Below are 20,927 nucleotides of genomic sequence, written 5' to 3'. Positions count from 1 at the left end.
CTCAATGATCCTCCGGCACTGAGGCGGGGAAGTCCGCGGCGCGAACGGTCGGCGCAGATAGGTTCGGCTTCGAGGCGACGGGAGTGCCATCAGCGGCGGCATCACGCGCATCCTTCGCAGCGGACCCGGCAATCTGCCGATAGGCGGGATCGCTTTTCACCCGTTCGACGGCCTTTTCGCCCGCCGCAGAGATCGTCGTCGGCGGCGCCGCAGAAGCCGCCGGCTCCCTCGCATGGCCGCCCGCCGGCGCCCCAGAGGGGGACAAGGGCGCCGGCGAGGCGGTTACGGATGGTGCGTGGGCAACACCATCCGCGGGGGCTGCGGCTGCTGGGCTTTTTTGCTTTTGCGCGAGCCGCGCGGCGACATCCGCCTTGATTGTCTCGAGCGGGTCGCCTCTCCTCGCACGCGCGGCAGCGACGGCATCGGGATCCGGCGCAGCAGGATCCCCAACACCAGGCGACCCACCCGGCGGGTCGACGCGGTCGACGGCATCGGCCAGACTCTCCGGGACCCCTAGCGCGTAGTCCAGACGCGCATTGGATGGGACGGTCTGCGCAAGGCTCTGCTGCCATTCACCGCTCGCGACGACCGCATGTATGGCGCTTTTCTCATGCAGGCGGCCGCGCTCGTCGATGTAGGGCTGGAAGACGATCCTGAGCACCTTCTCGCGCGTCCGGGCTGGATCGGCGGGGACAGTGGCGGCGGTCCGCCTCGATGAGCCAAGACGGCTCCGATCCCTGGTGGAACGCGGGGCAGCGTCAGCCGGAAGCGCGACCCCTTCAGCTGCATCTGCCGTAATCATGGCAAGCGCGCGGTCATCGATCGTTGCGCTCGGCGCGCAGACGCCATCAGGAGCAGCGCAGGAAAAGTCGCCGCGCACATTTCCGCCGAGCGCTGCGCAACCTCCAAGCGCAAGAGCGGTCGAAAGCAGCAGCGGCGCGCCGAGACGGCGCCAGGGGCTATGCAACGCAGCGTTTCTCATGACCGCGCCTCCCGAAGCCATGCTTCAAGGAAAGCCCGGGGGCGATATCCTTCGATCATCGCGCCATCGCTACGCACGATGACGGGAGTGCCATTGAGGCCGTTCCGCTGCGCGAAGGCCTCGTTCGCATCGAGGCCGGCCGTGTTGCACGAAGCCTCGCCCTTTATCGGCTGCCCGGCATAGGCGGCATGGAGCGCAGCCTCGCGGTTCTTGGCGCAGTAAACCCGGTCGGCGAGATCCCGGCTTCCCAGCACCGAGATCGGCCGCTCGACCACGCGCACGTTCATGTCCTTGAGAACGCCAGTCAGCGCCCGGCAATAGCCGCAGCGAAAATCCGAAAAGACCGTGACGGTCGGGCCCGCCGGATTCCCCCAGACGATCGCGCCATCCTTCGGCAGGCTCGAGAGCGAAAGCGTTCGCGCCTTGGCGGGACTTGCCGGCCGCTCGAGCCGTGCAGGTGCTGCCGCCAGCTGCTGGCCCGCCTCCTCCTCGCCGCCGGCGGCAAGCGCGTTTGCCCGCGCGGAGGAGCCGACCAGCATGTCGGGGTTCATCTCGAGCAGGCGCGCCGCCGTTATGTCCTGACGGGTCTGCATGTCATAGACGCGCCCGATCACCAGATAGCGGGCGCTGGTGTCGACATAGAATAGGTTCTCGCCCGCGGTGATCTCGCACAGGCCCGCAATTTTGCCGCAGTCGATCGCACTCACGGCAGTCTTGGGTAACCGCGCCTTCAGGAGCGCCTGCACCTGGCTTTCGGCGCTGCCCACATCTGCGGCCAGCGCGATGCCCGCGACGCTCAGGGCCGCGCCGGTCGCAACCAGAAGGCGCGATCGCCGAGTGAGCGAGCGGACACGATCAATTGCGGACATAGACACCCTCCAAGAAAACAATTTCGACATCGATCCCGGTCGGCATTTCGATCACCGGCTGATATTGCTCGGCGCGCTCGATCAGATATTTCGACACCATGTCGCCCGACTGCGCGACGCCTTCGCCAAAGCCGCCTTCGAGGATTTCGCCCGTCGAAAGCTTGTCGCGCTGCCCGTTCGTGGTGATGTTCGTTCCCTGGAACACGCTGTTGGCATTCGCGGAGAAGCCGCGGCCGAAGCCGCCGGCGAGCCCGGCCAGGAACGCCTGGGTGACGAGCGAGCCCTCGCGGGACACCACCCTTCCCCGCACGCCGGTCTTGCCGCCGAAGGCAATGAATCCCTTCACCTCCGACACGGCGTAGCGGCCGCCCGGCTGCGGGCAGGTCATCTTTTGCAGCTTGACGTAGACTTTCTCGCTCGAAAGATCGCCGCGCGCCGCGCCGTTGATGAGACAGCCTTCGATCTTGGTCGTAAGCAGCCGGCCGTTCTGATAGACCGAACGCGCGGGCCCCGTAACGCGGAGCACCACCGGAAGCGGGTCGGTCTGGCTGTTCACGCCGGCGCTCGCGTCGACGCCGACGATCACCTTCGCCCTCGCGAAGCTGTTCGGCGGCAAATAATTGACGCTGTCCGTGTAGGTGGTGTTGCCTTTGGCGACCCGCGTGGCGTTCCCCGTCTCCGCCGTGTTGAAGCTGACAAGCTTCACCTCGCTTGCGGTGCCCACCGGTCCGCGCGCCGCGGCGCCTGGGGCACCGTCGGGACGCTGGTAAGCCTGCGGTCCGTTCGGGCCGTAGAGCGCCGCCGGGCCGGGCGCGGGCGGCGTGGCGGCCGGGCGCGCATTGATCTGCCGCCGCAGCTGCTCGTTCTCGGCTTGATAGGCCGACAGCACGCGCTGGCCGTCGGCCTGCATTGCCTGGTTCTGGCCCTTGAGCGCCTCCACCTGGGCGGTCAGCATCTCCAGCCGGCGGTTCTGGCCGTCGATCGACTTCAACTGATTTTCGGTGGACTGGAAGCGGTTCTCCGAGAGCGCCATCCACTCCTGCTGCGAGAGATTGCGGTTCACCAGGTCCTTGGTCGAAACGGTGACCTCGCTCGTGCCGTCGTCGGCGAGCTTGTCGCCCTTCTCATCGCCGCTGAAGATCCAGAACGAGGAGAGGATCAGGCCGGCGCCCGCCACCCCGGCCAGCAGCAGGCGCTGCTTGCGGCGAACGGCTTCGTTCGCGGTGAGATCGCTGGCGACAGGAGATACGCCCTCGTCCGAAGCCCCATCAAGAGCGGGACGCTTGCGATTCAGGAAATCGAATAATGCCATGTCCTCACCTTCCGTTCTGGGACACGAGGTAGGCGGTGGTGACCTTGCCCGGAGCGAGCTTGCTCTCGGCGATCGACACGGCCAGGGCGCTCGCTGGAGCGACCATCGCTTCGGTCAGCTCGACCTCTGACGGACCCTTGTTCTCGATGCGCAGGACCTTGCCGCTGAGCTCCGAACCGCGATATTCCGCGATCATCTGCACCTTGAGGGTGCCAACATAGACCGGCCGCAAGGCGCGCTGGCGCATCTCGTAGCCGTCGGCGACCGCATTCGAATACATCGCCTGCACCAGCTCGACCGCGGCATCGTGGGTCCCGAGCCTCTCGGCCGGACCGTTCTCCGCTGCGCGTTCGTTTGCGATCGCCGGATTGGAGACGAAGACCTGGGCGGCCTGGTCGCCGCCGATCCGGCAGACGAACTTGTAGACATAGCCGCGCTTGCTCGTGGCGAAGAAGGAGAGCGCCGGGCGGGCAAATCCGTCGGGAACGGACAGGTAGATGTCGCCGCGGACCGGCTCGTTGACGACCGAGAAGTCATCGGTCGGATTGCCGGTGGAGATCTTGGAGACCGACGCGAACTCGTCTTCGACCAGGCTGATACGCGTCAGGTCCTTGGCGGACGCCTGGCAGTCGACCTGGCTGCTGTCCGCCGCCATGATGGTCTGATCGGCCCAGGCGGGCTGCGCGCTCAGCAGAACGGCAATGCCTATCAGCGCAGCGCCCGTGCAACGGCTCAGATGACAGTTGACGCGCGAGAGGAAGGCGGTGCCCGCAGCGGCACTGCCGACGACATAGACGGACATCATTGATCCTTCCCCTGCTCGGCCGTCACCATGCCGAAGCCGATCAGCTTCAGGGACAGGCCGGAATATTCCCAGTCGTACCGAAAGGTCCGCCGCTCGTTCGAGATGACCCGATTGCCGACGATCGTATGCAGACTGCCCGTCACCTCCGAGCGCAGCCCCTTCGTGTCGAGCTCCATCTTTTCGATCGTGAAGAACTGCGAAATCGAAGATCCACGCTGTTCGTTCACGATCTTGAGCAGGTCCGCCTTGACCTTGCCCTGGGAGGCCGGCGCCGTGATATCGAGCACCGCGTTCATCCAGTATTCGAGGTTCTGCGGGCTGCGATTGAGGGTGAGCACCACCGTGTCGCGCGTGATCATCTCGAGATATTCGCGGCTGACCCCGGCGGAGCTTACCGTGACCGGCGATCGCAGGATCGGCTGCAGCACGATTTCGCGGTCCCGCGACACCGTGAAGATAAGCAGCAGGATCGTCAGTGCGCAGAGGCCGACGGCGACGATCGCGAGCAGATTCCGCTGCCGCAAGACCCGCTGGCTGTGCGAATGGCTGTAGGAAAGTTCCATATCACCCCGCCATCAATCGAAGGTACGAGGGTGGCGTGGCTCTCAGACCGGTGAAGCCGGCCGGAAGAAACCAGTAGGCCAGATGGAGAAGCCATGACGTCGCCCGGCCTGCCTTCGCTTTTCTGAGACCCCACCAGCCCGCACCCGAAAGCAACATGCCGATGAGGATGTGCTGAGACAGAATCCCCCAGACGAAGGGGATGACCATCGCCAGGAACTCATCCAGGGTCCACAGCCCGATCAGCTCGGGATCATCCAGATGAGTCGGGATGACGTACTTATCCGCCGCCATTGCACCACCCTCTCCTTGGGTCGGTCAAAGCTGCTACTTCGCCCGACCGCAGGAATGATCAGATCGTCGCGGTGACCGTCGACGTGACGATGGGAATGCCCGTGCCGGCGCCGACGCCGACACCGACCGGGATGGCGATCTGGCCCATGGAGAAGCGACCGGAGGCGAGCGCGACGATGCCGCCCGCGAGCGAAAGCACCGTGATGATCTTGCCGCCCGAGCCCTCGAGGAAATCGGTGAACTTGTTGAGCGCCGTGTCGAAGGTCGTGTCGGCGCCGGCGAATGCCGGACCGGCGAACCAGAAGGAGGCGAACAGGAGGGCGGCGATCACGACGATCGCCAACTCTGCGCGCCCGGTCTCTTTCAGGACTGACTGCATGTTGGGTTCCCTTCAATTGGAGACGCGACGAGAACCGCGCCCAGGGAAAGCTGACCAACCCGCGGCCGGGTCGTCACGGGCAGCCGGGGTGACGGGGGAAGAATCTTTCGCCGATCGAGGCCCTGCCCCCGAACGCCGGGCGGCCTGCCCGCTCATTCGGGGCATGGCGCCCCGGATTACGGGGCAGACTGGCCCGGAATGCGGGACAACTTGCCCCGGAAATTGCGGCGCTGGTGGCGTCCCGGTAGACTCGGGGCTACGACTCAGCAGATATTAACCATCGAGACTCCAGGCTCCGTCGCAGTAGTCAGCGCCATGCTGCCTTTCAGGAAGAAGGATTCATCTCGACGTGGGGACGACGGCCGCCGAACACGAAGGCTTTGTGCTCGATGTCTCCGGATATCTCTTTCGGCTGACCACCGAGTGCCTGCGCCTATTCTCCAATGAGACGAACGAGCATCAGACGCTCGTATCGCTGGTCGCGGCGCGGCTCGCCGAACCGGGTGCCGCGGGCAGGCATGAAGTGCGCACGATGCGCGAGCATTTCGCGGCGATTCCGACCCATGGCGACGTGAAAATCCGGCTTCCGCTCTCTGATGCGAATGCCCAGGCGCTTGAGGAAATGCGGCAGGCTCTCGGCCGCCGCCTCGACACCACACTGACGATCGGCGACGCGCTTTCGGCGCTGCTGTTCGACTATGTCGTCGAGCTCAAGACCTCGCAGATACTGGACCGGTTGTCGCTTGAGCAGCGCCTTGACGGGGGCGAACCGGGGCGCACGAGCACGCGGCTAAACTAGGAAATCGCCCGATCTTCGCGAGCTATATCGCGGTATCTGCGCTGGAATATTGCGCTCACTCTGGCTCCAACGACGCTTGCAAAGCGGGATTCACCGTGTTTGCCTTGTCCCCTAACGGGGAGGTTCGGGGGCTAATGTCGTCTCGCGCCACAGCTGGATCATAGTTCGTGCTCGAGCCGGATGACGAAACGATCCTGCGCGATTTCGTACCGCTCATTCGGTGCATGATGGACCGAAAGGACATCCCGCAACGCAAGCTCGCCGCCCTCACCGGCATCAGCAAGACGCGCCTGGGACTGCTGCTGCACAGCGACCCCACGAAGCGGTCGCCCATGACTGTGGACGAGCTTCAGATCATCCTGCACGCGCTCGGAACCGACATCGTCGCGGCCTATGTGCGCATCAAGGCAAGCGGGACGATCCCGCAGCCCCTGATCGAGCGCCATGACGTGCTCTTCACAATGATCTGCGACGCATTCGTCGACATGCCGGAAGGCCTGATCGTTCTGCTCGAAGAACTCGAAGGCATCGATGGCTCGGAAGTCCGCCCGGAATGGGCGGTGCCGGTCAGGCGAGCCGTCGTCCGGAAACTGCTGGACGAGGTGAGCGCCAAGCTGGCCCGCCGTGCACGCCTGGCCGAGAGCGATGACTTCCGGATCTAGCCCGACCGGATTCGGCGCCGGGCCCTTCCCCGCCGCGCTCCTAGAAGAGCGAGACGCTCGCGACGCGCGCGGGCGGCACCGACCGAGGCGGGAAGACGCTTGCGGTCTGGCGCGGCAGCACGGTTGCTTGCCGGTAGACGCCGCTCAAGCGCGCCCAGTTCATGAGGACATTGTCGACATAGGCCTGCGTCTCGGCGATGCGCGGCACGAGCCCGCCACGGACGCGGCCAGGCCCGGCATTGTATGCGGCAAGCGCCAGATGATAATGGCCGAACCTGTCGAGTTGCTGGCGAAGATATCTCGCTCCGCCGCGCAGATTATCCTCGACGCTATAGCGGTTCACTCCCAGCGAGGCAGCCGTCCCGGGCATCAGCTGGGTCAGGCCGAAGGCGTTCTTGGGCGACAGCGCATCGGTGCGATAGCGGCTTTCGCGAATGATCATCGCATCGAACAACCCGACCGGAATGCCGTATTCGCACGCGATCCCGCTCATCAGCTGATAATAGCTGGCGCGCCTGCTCTCAGCGTCCGCCCTCAAGAATCCTGTCGGCCGATAGGGAAGGACGCCGCAGCCTGGCTCGAAGCGATTGGCCGCGAAATCGAAGCTCGCGCCGCCGCGCATCCACGCAGGAACGGGGATGGCAGGCGCCGGCGGCAACCATTCGGCGGAGGCGGCCGAGCCTTCACTCCCGGCGCTTCCGCTTGCTGCCTGCTCGAGCGCAACGCCGCTGTTCGTGAAGCTGTTCGCCATCTGGAATTCCACCCACCGGCGGCTGAGGTCATGCACCCGAAAGTCCGGCGGACGGGCACCGGTCGACACCGGGTTGGGCACGCTCGGGGGTTCGGCGGCTGCATCCGGCCGGCTCTCCGGCCCGGGCGCGGTCATCGTGATGAGCTGCACTCTGCGCGCGGGCTTGGCCTCTTTCCCCTGGGCTGCCGCGCCCCCCGACACGACCAGCGCCACAATGCCGAAACCGATCCCCAACGCCCTCATTGCACCCTCCCTGCTACCGAAACAGGCCAAGGGAAGATCAGCGGCCGCCGGGTTGTCAATCCGCGTGCCCGAGCAGTGTCAGCCTCAAAAATCAAGATCAGGAGGCGCCGATGTGGCTGATCCCGCGCAATACGGACGGGACCCGCGCAGGGAGAATTGCGCTTCCCGCGCCCGTCCGAGAGGCTCTCGTCCGCTGGTATGTCGGACAGGGTTCGCGCGCCGACGAGGAAGCGGGGATCATGCTTGTCCAGCAGGCGCGCATCGGCGAGAGGTGGATCGCCTGCGACTGTTTGTCGGCCGACGCTCCGCCCCCGATCCTGACGCCGGCGTTCCTGTCGGAAGCAGAAACCTACTATCTGCGCCGTCTCACCAGCGTTAACCGTCCCGAACACAGGGCGGACTGCCCGTTCTTCCGCGATCAGGCCACCAACCGGCTGAGCGAAGTGCGAACGCAGGAGAGCCCGGCCGATCCGCCGACCGGCTATTTCGAGGTGCTGCGCCCGGCGCCCGAGAAGCTGGCGCAGCGTCCCGAAGAGGAAAGCAGCGACGACAGAACGCGCCAGGCCTCGGTGCCAAGGCTCGCCCGATTGCTCTGGCGTCTTATCAACCTCTCCGGTCTCAATCGTACGCTCTGCCTCTCCGACGAGAACCCGGAACATTCGATCAGCGACGAGTTCAAGACGCTGGCCATCGCGGCGCAGCGCGTCGAAATCGCACCGGGCATCGAGCTCGGCCGTGCCCTCTGGACGCATGCACAGGCGCTCCACAGCAAGCGCATCTATGCCCGCTTGCGCGAGCTCTCCCGAGTCTGGCCGCCCGGGCATGCGCCCCAGGGCTTCCTCGCGCTCTTCACGCAGAAGTTCGAAGGTTCGACGATCCATGTCGCCGGGAGCGATCCTGTCGTGCTGGCGAACCGCGTCCAGTCCCCCTCGATCCGCGGGAACACGATCAAGGGCCCCTATCTGACGATCGTCGTGGCGGGCCAATATCCCGAAGCGCATGGCTATGCGCCGCTTCGCGGCTATGCCCAGCCGATCTACTCGGGAAAGCGCTTCATCCCTGTCGATTCCGAGTTCGAGCGCGCGGTGCTGCGTGACCTGCTGCGGCTGCGCTGGTCCTTCGATCGCGCAGGGCTCGACCTTCTCCTCGAAAAGCCCGTGTTCGACACGCTCACGCCAATCGGATCATGCCGCCCGGATTTTCTGTTGGAAGCGCGCTCGCGCAGCACCGGCGAAACGCGGGAGATCATCGTCGAGGCAATGGGATCCACCGATGAAACCTATCTCGCCGCGAAAGCCGTGACCCACCCCCGCATGCAGCAGATCGCCCCGGTTCTGTGCGTCTCTCCGGACGACGTGGAAGAGGCGCGGATCGCGCCGCTCGTGCGGAAGGCGTTCGGCTTGTGACCGGCCCCTCTCGTTCCGTTTCGAGAGAGCGGCCTCGGACCGATGGCGCCTGCCGCTTTCTCATCGCCCGTTCATGGCATTCTGTCTGGAGGATAACGCTGTGCAGGACCGGTCCGCCGATTATGCGGCGCTCGCCGCTCACCTCAATCCCGACGATCCTGGCGACGGCGCCCGCCAGATCGATGCCACCATCATCGCCTATCAGCGTGCCCGATGCCGGCCCGGCAACCACGGACAGCTCGTGCGGCACCTCGGCATGCTGCTCATGCTGATCGCTGAAACGATCGCCGTGTTTCATGGGATGCTATGGCTCGAGCCGACCGCGCTCGCGCCCTATTTGGGCTTCATCCTAGAGGTTCCGCTTTGGACCGCGGCTCCTGTTGCGGCCATAGCCATCTGGCTCGCCTTTTTCCTGTCCTACCGCATCGAAGAGAAATCTGGTCAGGAGCTGCCGGAGCCGCCCGCCGCGATCCGCGACTGGCTCGAGGCGCACGACCATCGCCACGGAATTGCCTGGTGGCACGAGACGAGATGGCCTTGGCCCAAGCTGCGCGCCCACCGGCGCGAAATATTCGGCTATGTGATCTGGCGCAGAACGCCTCTGCCCTTGCGAGCTGCACCTTGAGGGTTGGCGGGCGTCGGCAGCTTAGGGAAGGGGCGCGGAGAGTGGCGCAAAGCTATCACCCTCGGTGGGCACGAATTCCGCAAACGTGCTCGCCTTCTGGGAATGTGGTCCGAAAAGCATCCGAAATCCCCGGCCCTAACATCCTGACGAAGCCTGACAGCGGACATAGCCAGACTGACGCGGACACATCGAACTCGCCGTCGCGGTCGACGCTAGAATTGGTCGGCGCAGCCCAGATAAGGTAGCTTAGCGCAAGGTATGCCTGGTGCTACGGAGGTCGCGCTATGGTGGCGCCAACATCAATCATACTCGATGACGCCCTTAAGGGGCGCGTCCAGCACCTGGCCGAAGTGCGTCGACGCAGCTCGCATTGGATCATGCGCGAAGCCATCGCACAGTATGTCGAACGTGAGGAAAAGCGCGAGGCATTCCGCCAGGACGCCATACGGGTGTGGGACGAATATCAGCAGACGGGCCTGCATCTGACGCTTGAGGAAGCCGATGCCTGGTTGGCGAAGCTCGAAGCCGGCGAGGACGCCTCTCAATGTCAGGGTGCGATGCAGCAACCGGATTCACCTCTAGCAATTTCACCCAAAGTGTATTACACTGAAATACAGATTTCAGATGCAGGAGTTTATCATGGCGGCAAGCCGTATGGTGCAGGCTCGCGTTCCTGGCGACATTCAGGATGCGGCCAGTCAGGTTATTCGGGCTTCGGGCCTGACGGTCAGCGACGTGGTGCGCGTGTTGATGACCCGGATCGCGCAGGACAAGGAGATTCCGGCGGCGCTGTTCCAGCCCAACGCGGAAACGCTGGCCGCCTTCGCCGAGGTCGAGCGCGGCGGCCTCGAGCGGTTTGCGTCCGTGGATGCGCTGTTCGCCGATCTTCATGCGGACGATTGAGCGCACCACGGCGTTTCGCCGGGACTTCAAGCGCGAGGCGAAAGGGCCGCGCCGCAATGTGCTGGATACCGATTTGCGGCGGATTATCGAGGCGCTGGCTACGGATGCGCCGCTGGAAGCGCGGCACCGGGATCATGCCTTGACCGGCAACTGGAAGGACTATCGGGACTGCCATGTAAAGCCCGACCTGGTGTTGATCTACCGGCTCATTGACGATGACCGGCTGATCCTCGCCCGTCTCGGCTCCCATTCGCAGCTCGATCTGTAGGCAGATGGCTTGCCGCCGATATGGAGGCCCTATGACCGATGAACTACCCGACAATCCGCCGATGGACGAAGCGTTCATGGCTGGCATGAGGCCATCCCGGCGTGGGCGCAGCGCCGAGCTGCTGACTATCGCCGACCGCGCCGCGGCGCATGTGAAGCGTCCCTATGTTGACCATGCCGAATTGCTCTACGACGAAAACGGGTTACCGAAATGATCCCCGGCACTTCGGCCACGACACCCCCGCAGCGCCGCCCAGTCATTCTGCACGTCAGCTTCGATGAGGCCGGCGCGGCGATCGGCCGCTTGCTCGCCATCGCCATGCCGCCGACGCGCGCGGCCGAGACCGGCGCATCATGGAAGGTCGCGGATTTTCTCCTGGCCTGGTGGAACGGCGACGAGTGCGGGCATTTCCCGATCATCCACTTGTGCAACGTCGATGCCGTTATTGCCGAGGATATGCTTACGATCATGGCCTATCTGGCGCAGGAGTCGACGACCTACGCCGATGCCTGGGGCTACCGCGACGCGATGGGCGACCTTTGGGTGCGCTATCGTGGCGACCCGGCCGAGGCCGTTTAAACGTGCCGGAGATCCACCGCCATCAATGGGAGGCGATATGACCGACGACGAGCTTCTGGACGACAACGCGGCCGAGCGCGCCCAAGCGGCGGCGCTGCGCGACCAGGCCCGCGCCGGGGGCTTGCGCTTCGAGGCGTATCTTACCAAAGATCAGGCCGACTGGCTGTTGGAGCAGATCGAACGGGGCAGGTTTGCCGATCCTTCCGAGGCGGTGTTCCTGACCGTCCAGAACTTCATCGAAATGGAGCCGCACGGCGATCTACGCGACGAGTTGCTGCGGCGTCGTATTCAGGCCGCGATAGATGATCCGCGGCCGGGGATTCCGCACGAAGAAGTCTGCGCCAAAATAGAGCAATGGATCGCCAAGCCGCGTCCCGAACCGGCGCGGTGGCAGAGGGCGGCGCAATGACCGCGCCCTCCCCTGCCCGGTTCAGCGCCGAGGACCGCGCCGTGCTGCTGGCCGTGAAAGGCGTCGGCCCCACGGTTCTTGAGCGCCTGGAAACGCTTGGCATCGCCAGCATGGAAGCCCTGGCGTGCCAGGGCGCGGACGAGGTGTGCCGGCGCATCGCGGCGATGCTGGGCGCAAGCTGCTGGTCGAACAGTCCGATGGCGCGCGGCGCGATCGAGCGGGCGATCGACGCGGCCCGCCAGGAGCGCGCGCGATGAATCAGCTCGCCCCCCTGGCCTCGCCTGCATCGTCGCTGCGCTGGCGCTGCCGGCGTTGATCGCGGCGGCCGACGAGCGCGCGCAGCTTCGATTCCTTGAGTTCTTCGCCGTTGCGATCCGCAATCCCCACACGCGCCGCGCCTATATGCGCGCGGCGGGCGAGTTCCTGGCCTGGTGTGAGGCGCGCGGTGTCGCCTCGCTCGCCCAGGTGCAGCCGCTCCACTTCGCGGACTGGATCGAGGCGCTAGGCGGCGAGCTGGCCCCGCCCAGCGTCAAGCAGCAGCTCGCCGGCGTGCGCCGCCTGTTCGACTGGCTGGTGACAGGCCAGGCCGTGCCGGTGAACCCCGCCGCGTCGGTGCGCGGGCCGGCGCACAGCGCGCGGCGCGGCAAGACGCCCGTTCTCGCCCCCGACGAGGCGCGCCAGATACTCGACACCATAGACGTTGCCACCCATGCCGGCTTGCGCGACCGCGCGCTTATCGGCCTCATGGTCTATAGCTTCGCGCGGATCGGCGCGGCCGTCGCCATGACCGTTGACGATGCTTTCGTCCAGAACCGCCGCCTATGGGTCCGCCTGCACGAAAAGGGCGGCAAGCGGCACGAAATGCCGTGCCACCACAACCTTGAGGAATATCTGCTCGCCTATATCGACGGCTGCGGCTTGCGCGAGCGCGCCAGGGGGCCGCTGTTCCGCACGATCGCGCGCGGCACTAAGCGCCTAAGCGATGCCCCCCTCGCCCAAGCCAATGCTTTCTTGATGGTGCGCCGCCGCGCGACCGCGGCGGGCATCGGCACCGCGATCGGCAACCACTCGTTCCGCGCGACCGGCATCACGACCTATTTGAAGAACGGCGGCACCTTGGAGACGGCCGCGACTATGGCGAACCACAGCTCCACCCGCACGACGCAGCTCTACCACCGGCGATCCGATGACGTGACGCTGGACGAAGTGGAGCGGGTGTTGATTTGAGCCGGCAGGATCAGGCGTGGCGGCTGATATTCGCGCCGTGGTCGCCTTGCATCATCTGCATGGCGCTCTGTAGCATCGCCAGGGTCATGGCGTCGTTTCGGGATTGGGCGCCTGCAATGCCGTCCCGCGCGAGCTGCACGAAGTTGACCCGTTCCCAATCATCGAGCGCGATCGGTGCGCCCTGCCCTGTCCCAACGGGTATCTTCACCGTCATTCCGAGAAACGCCGAGCTGTCATCCAGCGACATTTCGCCTCTTTTGATCTTGCCGTTCATCCAGTCGAACAGCTCCTGGCGCGTCATGCTGGTGAAATCAGGCGGCGCGGCGCTGCCTGGCCCGGTTTGAGCGGTGCTTGCCGGCGCGGTGGAGAGAGCCGCCGAGAATGAGGACGAGCTGGTGCGATCGGCCGATGATGGACGCTGACTCGCGGCCAGATAGTTGTTCGCTGTTTCAATTCGCACGAGAACGCCCTTTCCGCCAAGCCAATCGCGGACGATTGCAGGACATGGTTAATTTCAGGTGAAACGGCGTGGGATTTGAGCCGGCGAGAGACCGGACCTTAAGTATCGCCCCGCGCGGTCGCATTGTTCACGGGTAGACTATTTTCGCCGGGGGCCTTGAAGTGACGACGATCGGTGCAGCTACCAGCGCGATGCCCTATATAAAATCGCGCCGCCCAGATTGAATTATCGGTCAAGGCATCAAATGGACGCTTCACCGCTGAGGAAGTTACCGCAAGGCTTGAGGCGCGCGACGTCAGACAGCTTCGCCACGCGCAGAGCTATGAAAACCTCCTTGATGGCAAGGGGACGTATTTCGGCCACTCCGTTGGCAATAAGACCGTTTGGAAGCCGGAACTGGCGGCGCAGCAGATCAACGCTGCCCGCGCCGCTCGCGTAAAGCCTTATCTGCACATGTCCGGCCCCGTCAGCATCGAGGCGCTGAACGTCGATTCCGCCGTCAGAGCGCAGGGGATGATGAGGCAGCGCGCGGGGATCCAGATGTTCGGCCTAGAGCAAACGGTACGTCTGCCGTGTACCACGACCGGTTGTCGATCTATGGCATTACTCATGCCGCAAAATCACCACCGCGCCTCGAGCGCGATCCCCAGCACGCGCGGGTTTCCAAGGACCGCACGCGGTAGCCCGTCGAGGCGATAGTGATAATATCGATCGTCGAAAAGGTTGCTGGCAAAAGCGGACATCGTCCAGTGCCCTGTCTCATAGGCGACCCGCGCGTTCACCAGCGTGCGTCCGCTGGCCCGCGATGCGCTTTGTGGTAGGCGAACCTCGGTAAAAACCGCTGAACGATGGCTGGCGTTCAAGTTAATGGCCACTCGATCGACGGGACGAATGTTGACGCCGCCGGCGAGCGTCCAGCGCGGAGCATGAGCGAATTCAAGGCCGTCATAGTCCGTCACGCTGCCGACCGTCGTGGCAAATTCATCGAACCTCGTGCGCGAGTAGCCCACCGAGGCGTACCAGTCGAAAGCGCCGCTGGGGCTGTGCGTCGCCTCGATCTCGAACCCATAGAGATGGGACGAGCCGGCATTGACGATATGCGTGTCGTATATGCTCATGCCGAAGTTCGCTGAAACCTGCTGATCCTTCCAGTCGACATAGAAGGCGTTGGCATTCAATGTCAGCCGCCCATCGAGCCACGCGGAACGCAGCGACAGCTCGTAGTTCCAGGTGAATTCAGGATCGTAGGAAAAGGTCGCCGAACGCGCGATATTGCCGCTCGAGCCGCCTGACCGATAGCCTCGTTGGACCGTGAAACCAGTCTTGAGGTTCGGCGTCCAGGCCATTTGGATCCCCGCCTTCGGCAAGAACGCATCGAAGGTCCGATCGGTAGCGGCGGCCGAACCGCTCGCTTGGGCTACGATGCCGGCAACGCCCTGGTTGATTGCAACCACCGCGCGGTACAGCGGCGACCCGGTGGAGCCGAAAGCCCTCGGATCAGGATAGGCCCCCGCGAACCGCGCGGTCTGATCGATGCCCAAGCTGTTCGTTTCGTGGTCGTAGCGAAACCCCACGGTGAACATGAGCCTCTCGGTCAGCCTGAATTGAACATCGCCGAACAGGGCATAAGATCGCACGTGACCAGAGGCATCCGCTGAGAAATCGACCGGAATCGCTGCCAGCGCCCGGCTGTAGAGTCCGGCAACCAACTGCGCAGTCGGCGCGTCGATGCCACTGCTTCGCAGCAATGCGCTTATCGTGTCGACCGGCGTCGGAACGCTGTCATCGCTCGCCGTCGCGCTTCGGTTCCTTCGATCGTAGAAGAATGCCCCCATCAATCCGCTGAGGCGATCCCCCTCATAGTTCAGCCGGAGTTCCTGGGAGAACGTCCGATAGCGATTCTGCTGGTCGTAGGCGCCCCCATCGGCGGCCGTCATGTCGTTGTCGGAGCGATTGAACTCGCTAATCTCATTGAAGGCCGTGATCGCCGTCAGGGAGAGACCTGCGCCCAAATCGAAGCGCAGATCCGCGGTCGCGATATCGGTGCTCGCCTCACTGTCGTTAGGACTGTCGGAGAAGTTCCACCGACGGTCGAAAAAGTCGGGCACAGACGTATCGGTGAAGCTGAACGAATAGCCGCTGTAGCGGTCATAGCGCGTGTAGCCGAACCGCGCCTCGAAGCCCGGAACGGCCGTCGGCGTCCACAAGAGCTTTGCTCGGACCTGGGTCGTATCAAGAGGATTCTCGTGCGCGCGCCGTGTCGGATTCCAGGTAAATCCGTCGGCGTCTCGCTTTTCCACGCTGACGCGGAATGCGAGCTCTCCGGATACGATCGGACCGCCCAGCGCGGCGGCGAACTGCGTCTCATCGGCGTCCGTTATCATGGCGCGAGCGCGCAGCTCCCATTCCATTGTCGGTTCGGCTGTCCGCATGATGACCGCCCCGGCCAGGGCGTTCAGCCCTAGCAAGGTCGACTGTGGGCCTCGCATAATCTCGACCTGGCGGACGTCCCACATATCCGCCGGCGACGCATGAACCATGGCGGCCGGCACGGCAGCTCCATCGACAAATATCGTGGCGAGAGCTGCCCCCTCGCCGCCCATGATCCCGCGGTCGGCGATGCCTCGGATAGTGAACCCGCCGGCGCTGAACGTCTCCGTCACATTCGCCGTGCGCGCGTACACCTCCTGGAGTGATAACAGATTCTCCTCCTCGATGCGCCGAGCGGTGGTCACGGCCACGCTGCTGGGCGTGTCCTGCAGGGATCTCCGTGCTTTCTCCCCTGTCACGATGATTTCGGAGTAGGTGCCGACATGGCGCTCCTGCGCACGCGCAAAGCCACTCCAAGACAGAGCGGCCAGACCCACCACTCCCCACAACAAACAACGCACCACGATGGCCCCCCAAAGCAAATCCTTCGCCAGTAGATAAAGGCGTCGCCCGCTTGCAACAGGATTGATGAAAGGTTCGGCGATTGCCCGCGCGACCTGTGTTTCAGCCCGTGCAATCCGTGACTTTTTGCGGTGACGGCGAGACCAGACCCGCTTTGGGGAGCGTAGCTGGAGAGGCTACAGCAAATCTTGTTCGCAACTTGACTATCGTCAATGATGCGAACCGGGACGGTCGCATTGCCCGAGAATTCGAAGGGGGGAATCTTGAATAGTCGACCCATAGCCTTTGCGGCGGGAAGAAATAGCCGATGAATGGCCGACAAAAGGTCTTTCCGCCTGTGCATCGGGGGAGCCGCTTGTCAGGCCTCACCGCCGATGGCGCGTTCTCGGTCTCTTGCGCACCCGCACGAGCCATCATGGCTTTGCTCACATGCCAAGGGGTGGCGATCAGGAGCAAAATCGGATTACGTCGCCGCCATGTCTTGTCGAACGCATCCTTCCGGACGGGCCTGCCCGAAGCCGTCAGCGGGACCGCGCAGCCTCGCGCCACCCCTATGATCGCTCCTCGGCGAGAACGAAGACGGTGATGTCGATGACGATGCACGAAGATGACGACCTGGCACGCTGGCTGCGCCTGACCGAAAAGCAGCGCGCCTGTCTCGACCTGCTCATCGAGCGTAAGACCTCGAAAGAGATCGCTCGGATCCTCGGAATTTCCAAGCCGACCGTGGACCAGCGCATCACCGCTGCCCGGATCATCCTCGGCGCGGCCAATCGCGACGAGGCAGCTCTCATCTACGCGCGTCTCAAACAGCTATATGACCGGATCACATATGACTCGGTGCAGGTTCCCTCGCCGCCGACGCTGGTGCCATCCGACTTTCCGGACGGCGATCCCGAACCGGTCCTGAAGCTGAGCGACAGTGCGGCGCCCACCTTCGGCGCCGGCCAGGGATCGAGGGACTTCTTCCTGCCGTTCCGGGACGGATGGAGACACGATCACAGCATTCAGGCGCGCGTCATGATCATGGTGGGAATTCTCGTCGCCTTGGTCATCGTCGTTTTCCTGGGGCTCGGCATCGCGGAAGCGCTGACGCGGCTCGTCTCCAACTGAACCTGTTCAACTTGACCCACGGTTCGCCGGCGCGCGGGTGCGCGCCCGGCAAAGGAGAACTTATGCCTCAATCCATACCTCTGATGGCCGCCCGCCTGCAGCGCGACGTGCCGACTGCTGAATCCAAGGTCGACGACGCCATCATCGCCCTGTCGTCGCTGATGACGAGCATGGTGACCGCGCGGCGCGAAAGCGGTGCGCCCGCGAAGACCGGCCAGGCGACCATCCTGCGCCTCGCCAAGGCGCAGATGTCGCTTGTCGATGTGAGCAGCGACGTCCTGCGGATCCATGGCGACCTGCTCGAAATCGGCAAGGAAATGGGCAGTTACGATCTGCGCGATTGCCCCTCCGGCTCGGCGGAAACGACCCCGCATCTCGCGGCCGTAGCCTGACGGCGATTGACCGGGAGCGACTGGCATGAAAAGCGGGAACGATGCGCATAGCAATCTTCATCGCCCTTCTGTTGGTGGCTCTCGGCTACGCCGCCTGGCGGGGCGGTGCTCCGGAGCGGGTCATGGTGGGGATTGCCATCCTGATGGTCCTGCTCGATCGCCTGCTGGTCTCGACAGGTCAGGTGGAATATCATTCGGTCGACCTGGGTTACCTGGTGATCGACCTGATTGGTTCGGCGGCGACCATCGCCTTGGCGCTTCTGGCGCATCGCTTCTGGCCCATGATCGTTGCCGTCCTCCATGTCCTGCCGCTGCTGGCGCACATCAGCCGGGCGCTCGACGTCTCGATGAACCCGATTGCCTATCTCACGATGCAGGTCGCTTCGTCCTGGCTGCTCCCGCCCCTTCTCATCCTCGCAACCTGGCGGCACCAGCAGCGCTTGCGGCGCAGCGGCAGCGATCCGTCCTGGCACGTTTTCTGGCGTCCATCGAGCCGAATGACGGTGAGCGGCTAGCCGCCGCGCTGCTGCAGGAATTCCGCAGCATCGGACGGATCCTGGCCCAAACGCCAGAAGCGCTCGAGCGGGTTCTGGGTCACCACCCTTCGATCGCGGATATCCTGCTCGGCGCCCGGGACATGTTCCTTGAGGGTCTGCAGGCCGACCTGACAACGCAGCCGGTCGACCCTGCCTGCCCCAAGCTCGGCCAATATCTCATGGCCTCGATGGGATCGCTGCCGGACGAGGTGCTGCGCATCCTTTTCCTGGACGCTTCCTACCGCCTGATCGCGGACGAGCAATTGCACCATGGGTCCGTCCGGCAGCTCGAGCTTTATCCCAGAACGATCTTTCGGCGCGCGATCGAGCACGGCGCCACCGGACTCATTCTCGTCCACAATCACCCGAGCGGCGACGCGACCCCGAGCGAAAACGACATCGTCGCGACGCGCAGGCTTTCCGACCTTGGTCGATCGCTCGATATCGAGATCGTCGATCATATTGTCGTCACGGCGACCCACGCCCAGCGCGTCGCAGCGAGCGGGCGCATAGGATCTGATCGTGCGCCCGCCTGCGCCCATGTTCTGCGCGACAATCCCGGGTCGGGAGGCGGCGGACAACAGCAAAGTGCGTCAACCGCGCTCGCAAATGCGCGCCGAGCCTATAAGCGCCGCCAGTTCCGCCGAGAGCTGATCGGGTCGCCAAAGCTCTTCGGCGAACCGGCCTGGGACATGCTGATCGACCTCTTCATTCACGAAAGCGAGGGCAAGAAGGTGGCAACGAGCGCCCTTTGCCTCGCTTCGACCGCGCCTCCCAGCACTGCGCTGCGGCTGGTCAACAAGCTTTGCGAGGCAAAGCTGCTCGTGAAGATAGACGATCCCGACGATGGCAGGCGCCAGTTTGTCGAACTGACGCCCGACACGGCCGCGCGTCTCGAAAACTATTTTGGCGCGGATGAGGGAGGGATGCAGGAGGGTTGAGGCGCCGTCTGGAAATGGATTGGACGGGCGCAGCGTTGGGGGGAGGAGAATCCCGGAGAGGTTCACGATCGCATTGCCGCCGGCTCGCGACGTTAAATTGCTGTTAACCATCCTGTCCTATTTCGAGGCAAGGGGGCCAGCGGCAGGTCGCGGTGTGGGGGTAACGCGACCTGCCAATCAGGCAATGACATCAGGGACTGATCATTCGAAGCGCCGGGCGCACTTCGGGCCTACCGCACCGGGCTGAATCATCTCGCGCGGCGCACCGATCGCCAAACCAGGTCCGGGCGAGCGGTCGGCAGGCAAATGGCGAATGGCGCTACGAACCAGCATTAGCCGGCGGACAGGATAAAGCGCCGCTTCAAAGCGACCTGGCCTCGGTTGCAATCGATTATTGGACTGTTCGCCGTATCATTTTCACCGATGGACGCGCTTAATTCGAGCAGATAACAGGTCCCGCCGCGATCATTACGGATGCGGCGGTAAGCAGGAGCAGGGCTGTGAGCGAGGAAGCGGGGCGCAACGAGAATCTCATTACTTTGACGGCTGACATCGTTGCGGCGCATGTGACGAACAACAAGGTCGAAGTCGGCGATATTCCTCGGCTGATCGGATCGGTTTACGACGCTCTCGCCAGCGTCGGCCAGCCCGGCAAGCCTGAGCAACAGGCCCCAGTCCCCGCGGTTTCGATCCGCGCTTCGATAAAGCCGGATTACATCGTCTGTCTGGAGGACGGCAAGAAGCTCAAAATGCTGAAACGCCACCTGATGACCCACTATCAGATGACCCCTGACCAGTACCGGGCGAAGTGGGGGCTGCCTGCCGACTATCCCATGGTCGCGCCAAATTATGCCGAGCAGCGCCGCGAGCTCGCGAAGAAGATCGGCCTCGGCCGGCAACCGACCGTCCGCCGCGGCCGCGGCAAGCGCAAGAAGCTCTCCATCGCTACATGAGTATCGTGGCCGCAGGGCTGATATTCCTCTGCACGCCCACCCTTGTCGCCGATGGCGATGGCCCGGTCTGGTGTGCCGAGGGTCCACGCATCCGCATCGCGGGCATCGCCGCGCGCGAACTGGATGGTACTTGCCGTCGCGGCCATCCCTGTCCCCGCGCTGGACCGATCGCGGCGCGCAATGCATTGGTGGAGCTGCTTGGCGGCTCGCGCGGTGAGGTTCGGATCGCCAACGCAGGCATCAGCCATATCCGCGTCCGCGCAGCGCCAATGCGCTGTCTCTCGACCGGTCCGGCGGGCGGCGCCAGAACCGGTGCCTTCTGCACTCTTGCCGATGGCCGCAACCTCAGCTGCGCGATGCTTGCGACCGGCACCGTCGCGCGCTGGGAGCGCTACTGGCGTTCCGACCAGCGTTGCCGGCCCTGACAACGCCAGATCTCCTGAGCAATATTTACATCGTGGCCGGATATGTGGCTCTGTTGCAAAAATCGTGAAGCTTGAGCATGCTTGGCGGAGATTGGACGGACGGAACGATGACGGATTTCAAGTGGCGCCATTTCCAGGGTG

General features: G+C 64.2%; 27 protein-coding genes and 2 pseudogenes. 18 read left to right on the top strand and 11 right to left on the bottom strand.

Annotated features, from left to right (window positions below; all coding sequences use genetic code 11):
* Position 1: 1 nt before the first annotated feature.
* The 7 genes from B5X82_RS23940 to B5X82_RS23910 all read right to left on the bottom strand — a co-directional run bounded on the left by B5X82_RS23940 (position 2) and on the right by B5X82_RS23910 (position 5,202).
* The gene (locus B5X82_RS23940) at positions 2-802 is read right to left on the bottom strand and encodes a TraV family lipoprotein (RefSeq protein WP_223308159.1); all 801 of its coding nucleotides are present in this window, start codon (positions 800-802) and stop codon (positions 2-4) included.
* A 176-nt stretch (positions 803-978) separates the two neighbouring features.
* Positions 979-1,851 (bottom strand): DsbC family protein, encoded by an 873-nt coding sequence (locus tag B5X82_RS23935; RefSeq protein WP_020818504.1) that lies wholly within the window; start codon positions 1,849-1,851, stop codon positions 979-981.
* Positions 1,838-3,163 (bottom strand): TraB/VirB10 family protein, encoded by a 1,326-nt coding sequence (locus tag B5X82_RS23930; protein WP_020818505.1) that lies wholly within the window; start codon positions 3,161-3,163, stop codon positions 1,838-1,840. Before B5X82_RS23930 ends, B5X82_RS23935 begins: the two co-directional genes overlap by 14 nt.
* Before the next feature lie 4 nt (positions 3,164-3,167).
* The gene (locus tag B5X82_RS23925) at positions 3,168-3,968 is read right to left on the bottom strand and encodes a type-F conjugative transfer system secretin TraK (protein ID WP_021223067.1); all 801 of its coding nucleotides are present in this window, start codon (positions 3,966-3,968) and stop codon (positions 3,168-3,170) included.
* Positions 3,965-4,531 (bottom strand): type IV conjugative transfer system protein TraE, encoded by a 567-nt coding sequence (locus B5X82_RS23920; RefSeq protein ID WP_020818507.1) that lies wholly within the window; start codon positions 4,529-4,531, stop codon positions 3,965-3,967. Before B5X82_RS23920 ends, B5X82_RS23925 begins: the two co-directional genes overlap by 4 nt.
* A 1-nt stretch (position 4,532) precedes the next feature.
* Positions 4,533-4,823: a type IV conjugative transfer system protein TraL gene (traL, locus tag B5X82_RS23915; protein ID WP_020818508.1), complete on the bottom strand. Its 291-nt coding sequence runs from the start codon at positions 4,821-4,823 to the stop codon at positions 4,533-4,535.
* Positions 4,824-4,881: 58 nt separating this feature from the next.
* Positions 4,882-5,202, bottom strand: a complete 321-nt coding sequence (locus B5X82_RS23910; RefSeq protein ID WP_020818509.1) for a hypothetical protein — start codon at positions 5,200-5,202, stop codon at positions 4,882-4,884.
* Positions 5,203-5,551: 349 nt separating this feature from the next.
* Here B5X82_RS23910 and B5X82_RS23905 point away from each other — a divergent pair, with 349 nt between their 5' ends.
* Together B5X82_RS23905 and B5X82_RS23900 are read left to right on the top strand one after the other, a co-directional pair.
* Entirely contained in the window at positions 5,552-6,001 is a 450-nt protein-coding gene (locus tag B5X82_RS23905; RefSeq protein WP_020818510.1) for a hypothetical protein, read from the top strand.
* A gap of 167 nt (positions 6,002-6,168) precedes the next feature.
* A complete protein-coding gene (locus B5X82_RS23900; protein WP_020818511.1) occupies positions 6,169-6,663 on the top strand; it encodes a helix-turn-helix domain-containing protein in 495 nt (164 codons plus the stop codon).
* A 40-nt stretch (positions 6,664-6,703) separates the two neighbouring features.
* Here B5X82_RS23900 and B5X82_RS23895 read toward each other — a convergent pair whose 3' ends face one another.
* Positions 6,704-7,657: a lytic transglycosylase domain-containing protein gene (locus B5X82_RS23895; protein ID WP_021223069.1), complete on the bottom strand. Its 954-nt coding sequence runs from the start codon at positions 7,655-7,657 to the stop codon at positions 6,704-6,706.
* Between the two features lie 110 nt (positions 7,658-7,767).
* Here B5X82_RS23895 and B5X82_RS23890 point away from each other — a divergent pair, with 110 nt between their 5' ends.
* The 10 genes and pseudogenes from B5X82_RS23890 (at position 7,768) to B5X82_RS23845 (ending at position 13,074) form a co-directional block, all read left to right on the top strand.
* Positions 7,768-9,063, top strand: coding sequence for a hypothetical protein (locus B5X82_RS23890; protein WP_020818513.1), 1,296 nt, complete (start codon positions 7,768-7,770; stop codon positions 9,061-9,063).
* A gap of 100 nt (positions 9,064-9,163) precedes the next feature.
* Entirely contained in the window at positions 9,164-9,688 is a 525-nt protein-coding gene (locus tag B5X82_RS23885) for a hypothetical protein (protein WP_037485683.1), read from the top strand.
* Between the two features lie 284 nt (positions 9,689-9,972).
* Positions 9,973-10,044, top strand: a pseudogene (locus tag B5X82_RS27385) (hypothetical protein); the annotation flags it as partial.
* 283 nt (positions 10,045-10,327) lie between these two features.
* Positions 10,328-10,591, top strand: a complete 264-nt coding sequence (locus B5X82_RS23875; protein WP_021224639.1) for a type II toxin-antitoxin system RelB/DinJ family antitoxin — start codon at positions 10,328-10,330, stop codon at positions 10,589-10,591.
* Complete coding sequence (locus tag B5X82_RS23870) at positions 10,578-10,859, top strand: type II toxin-antitoxin system YafQ family toxin (RefSeq protein WP_020818517.1); 282 nt, start codon at positions 10,578-10,580, stop codon at positions 10,857-10,859. Before B5X82_RS23875 ends, B5X82_RS23870 begins: the two co-directional genes overlap by 14 nt.
* 31 nt (positions 10,860-10,890) lie before the next feature.
* On the top strand, positions 10,891-11,073 hold the full coding sequence (locus B5X82_RS27135) for a hypothetical protein (RefSeq protein WP_020818518.1): 183 nt from the start codon (positions 10,891-10,893) through the stop codon (positions 11,071-11,073).
* Positions 11,070-11,438: a DUF7673 family protein gene (locus B5X82_RS23860; RefSeq protein WP_020818519.1), complete on the top strand. Its 369-nt coding sequence runs from the start codon at positions 11,070-11,072 to the stop codon at positions 11,436-11,438. Before B5X82_RS27135 ends, B5X82_RS23860 begins: the two co-directional genes overlap by 4 nt.
* 37 nt (positions 11,439-11,475) lie before the next feature.
* Entirely contained in the window at positions 11,476-11,847 is a 372-nt protein-coding gene (locus tag B5X82_RS23855; protein ID WP_020818520.1) for an antitoxin PaaA2 family protein, read from the top strand.
* Positions 11,844-12,104: a hypothetical protein gene (locus B5X82_RS23850; RefSeq protein ID WP_020818521.1), complete on the top strand. Its 261-nt coding sequence runs from the start codon at positions 11,844-11,846 to the stop codon at positions 12,102-12,104. The genes B5X82_RS23855 and B5X82_RS23850 overlap by 4 nt, the downstream gene beginning before the upstream one ends.
* Positions 12,101-13,074: pseudogene (locus B5X82_RS23845) on the top strand (tyrosine-type recombinase/integrase). The gene B5X82_RS23850 and the pseudogene B5X82_RS23845 overlap by 4 nt, the downstream one beginning before the upstream one ends.
* A gap of 10 nt (positions 13,075-13,084) precedes the next feature.
* Here the strand turns inward: B5X82_RS23845 and B5X82_RS23840 are convergent.
* The 3 genes from B5X82_RS23840 to B5X82_RS23835 all read right to left on the bottom strand — a co-directional run bounded on the left by B5X82_RS23840 (position 13,085) and on the right by B5X82_RS23835 (position 16,401).
* Complete coding sequence (locus B5X82_RS23840) at positions 13,085-13,534, bottom strand: hypothetical protein (protein ID WP_021224259.1); 450 nt, start codon at positions 13,532-13,534, stop codon at positions 13,085-13,087.
* Between the two features lie 240 nt (positions 13,535-13,774).
* The gene (locus B5X82_RS26515; protein WP_020818524.1) at positions 13,775-13,987 is read right to left on the bottom strand and encodes a hypothetical protein; all 213 of its coding nucleotides are present in this window, start codon (positions 13,985-13,987) and stop codon (positions 13,775-13,777) included.
* A 167-nt stretch (positions 13,988-14,154) separates the two neighbouring features.
* Entirely contained in the window at positions 14,155-16,401 is a 2,247-nt protein-coding gene (locus B5X82_RS23835; RefSeq protein ID WP_223308158.1) for a TonB-dependent receptor, read from the bottom strand.
* A 610-nt stretch (positions 16,402-17,011) separates the two neighbouring features.
* Between B5X82_RS23835 and B5X82_RS23830 the strand changes: the two genes are divergently transcribed.
* The 6 genes from B5X82_RS23830 to B5X82_RS23810 all read left to right on the top strand — a co-directional run bounded on the left by B5X82_RS23830 (position 17,012) and on the right by B5X82_RS23810 (position 20,786).
* On the top strand, positions 17,012-17,539 hold the full coding sequence (locus B5X82_RS23830) for a helix-turn-helix transcriptional regulator (RefSeq protein WP_020818526.1): 528 nt from the start codon (positions 17,012-17,014) through the stop codon (positions 17,537-17,539).
* A gap of 83 nt (positions 17,540-17,622) precedes the next feature.
* Positions 17,623-17,931 carry a hypothetical protein gene (locus tag B5X82_RS23825; RefSeq protein WP_020818527.1) on the top strand — a complete coding sequence of 103 codons (309 nt, stop codon included), beginning with the start codon at positions 17,623-17,625 and terminating at the stop codon, positions 17,929-17,931.
* A gap of 41 nt (positions 17,932-17,972) precedes the next feature.
* Positions 17,973-18,446 (top strand): hypothetical protein, encoded by a 474-nt coding sequence (locus tag B5X82_RS26875; protein WP_020818528.1) that lies wholly within the window; start codon positions 17,973-17,975, stop codon positions 18,444-18,446.
* A gap of 122 nt (positions 18,447-18,568) precedes the next feature.
* Positions 18,569-19,408 carry a JAB domain-containing protein gene (locus tag B5X82_RS26870; RefSeq protein WP_158500939.1) on the top strand — a complete coding sequence of 280 codons (840 nt, stop codon included), beginning with the start codon at positions 18,569-18,571 and terminating at the stop codon, positions 19,406-19,408.
* Positions 19,409-19,908: 500 nt separating this feature from the next.
* A complete protein-coding gene (locus B5X82_RS23815) occupies positions 19,909-20,361 on the top strand; it encodes a MucR family transcriptional regulator (protein WP_020818598.1) in 453 nt (150 codons plus the stop codon).
* Complete coding sequence (locus tag B5X82_RS23810) at positions 20,358-20,786, top strand: hypothetical protein (RefSeq protein WP_020818599.1); 429 nt, start codon at positions 20,358-20,360, stop codon at positions 20,784-20,786. The genes B5X82_RS23815 and B5X82_RS23810 overlap by 4 nt, the downstream gene beginning before the upstream one ends.
* Positions 20,787-20,927 lie beyond the last annotated feature (141 nt).

This window comes from Rhizorhabdus histidinilytica (assembly GCF_900167915.1).
GTDB lineage: Bacteria > Pseudomonadota > Alphaproteobacteria > Sphingomonadales > Sphingomonadaceae > Rhizorhabdus > Rhizorhabdus histidinilytica.
The sequence above is the reverse complement of the archived record's forward strand: the minus strand, read 5'-3'. Positions and strand labels throughout refer to the sequence as shown.

Excerpts from the sequence above, each read along its gene's own strand:
- B5X82_RS26870 (WP_158500939.1), top strand. The coding sequence starts at position 18,569 with ATGTTCCTTGAGGGTCTGCAGGCCGACCTGACAACGCAGCCGGTCGAC.
- B5X82_RS23895 (WP_021223069.1), bottom strand. The coding sequence starts at position 7,657 with ATGAGGGCGTTGGGGATCGGTTTCGGCATTGTGGCGCTGGTCGTGTCG.
- B5X82_RS23830 (WP_020818526.1), top strand. The coding sequence starts at position 17,012 with ATGTCGATGACGATGCACGAAGATGACGACCTGGCACGCTGGCTGCGC.
- B5X82_RS23860 (WP_020818519.1), top strand. The coding sequence starts at position 11,070 with ATGATCCCCGGCACTTCGGCCACGACACCCCCGCAGCGCCGCCCAGTC.
- B5X82_RS23875 (WP_021224639.1), top strand. The coding sequence starts at position 10,328 with ATGGCGGCAAGCCGTATGGTGCAGGCTCGCGTTCCTGGCGACATTCAG.
- B5X82_RS23935 (WP_020818504.1), bottom strand. The coding sequence starts at position 1,851 with ATGTCCGCAATTGATCGTGTCCGCTCGCTCACTCGGCGATCGCGCCTT.
- B5X82_RS23940 (WP_223308159.1), bottom strand. The coding sequence starts at position 802 with ATGATTACGGCAGATGCAGCTGAAGGGGTCGCGCTTCCGGCTGACGCT.
- B5X82_RS23855 (WP_020818520.1), top strand. The coding sequence starts at position 11,476 with ATGACCGACGACGAGCTTCTGGACGACAACGCGGCCGAGCGCGCCCAA.
- B5X82_RS23870 (WP_020818517.1), top strand. The coding sequence starts at position 10,578 with ATGCGGACGATTGAGCGCACCACGGCGTTTCGCCGGGACTTCAAGCGC.
- B5X82_RS26875 (WP_020818528.1), top strand. The coding sequence starts at position 17,973 with ATGCGCATAGCAATCTTCATCGCCCTTCTGTTGGTGGCTCTCGGCTAC.
- B5X82_RS23850 (WP_020818521.1), top strand. The coding sequence starts at position 11,844 with ATGACCGCGCCCTCCCCTGCCCGGTTCAGCGCCGAGGACCGCGCCGTG.
- B5X82_RS23890 (WP_020818513.1), top strand. The coding sequence starts at position 7,768 with ATGTGGCTGATCCCGCGCAATACGGACGGGACCCGCGCAGGGAGAATT.
- traL (WP_020818508.1), bottom strand. The coding sequence starts at position 4,823 with ATGGCGGCGGATAAGTACGTCATCCCGACTCATCTGGATGATCCCGAG.
- B5X82_RS27135 (WP_020818518.1), top strand. The coding sequence starts at position 10,891 with ATGACCGATGAACTACCCGACAATCCGCCGATGGACGAAGCGTTCATG.
- B5X82_RS23825 (WP_020818527.1), top strand. The coding sequence starts at position 17,623 with ATGGCCGCCCGCCTGCAGCGCGACGTGCCGACTGCTGAATCCAAGGTC.
- B5X82_RS23930 (WP_020818505.1), bottom strand. The coding sequence starts at position 3,163 with ATGGCATTATTCGATTTCCTGAATCGCAAGCGTCCCGCTCTTGATGGG.
- B5X82_RS23920 (WP_020818507.1), bottom strand. The coding sequence starts at position 4,531 with ATGGAACTTTCCTACAGCCATTCGCACAGCCAGCGGGTCTTGCGGCAG.
- B5X82_RS23810 (WP_020818599.1), top strand. The coding sequence starts at position 20,358 with ATGAGTATCGTGGCCGCAGGGCTGATATTCCTCTGCACGCCCACCCTT.
- B5X82_RS23910 (WP_020818509.1), bottom strand. The coding sequence starts at position 5,202 with ATGCAGTCAGTCCTGAAAGAGACCGGGCGCGCAGAGTTGGCGATCGTC.
- B5X82_RS23925 (WP_021223067.1), bottom strand. The coding sequence starts at position 3,968 with ATGATGTCCGTCTATGTCGTCGGCAGTGCCGCTGCGGGCACCGCCTTC.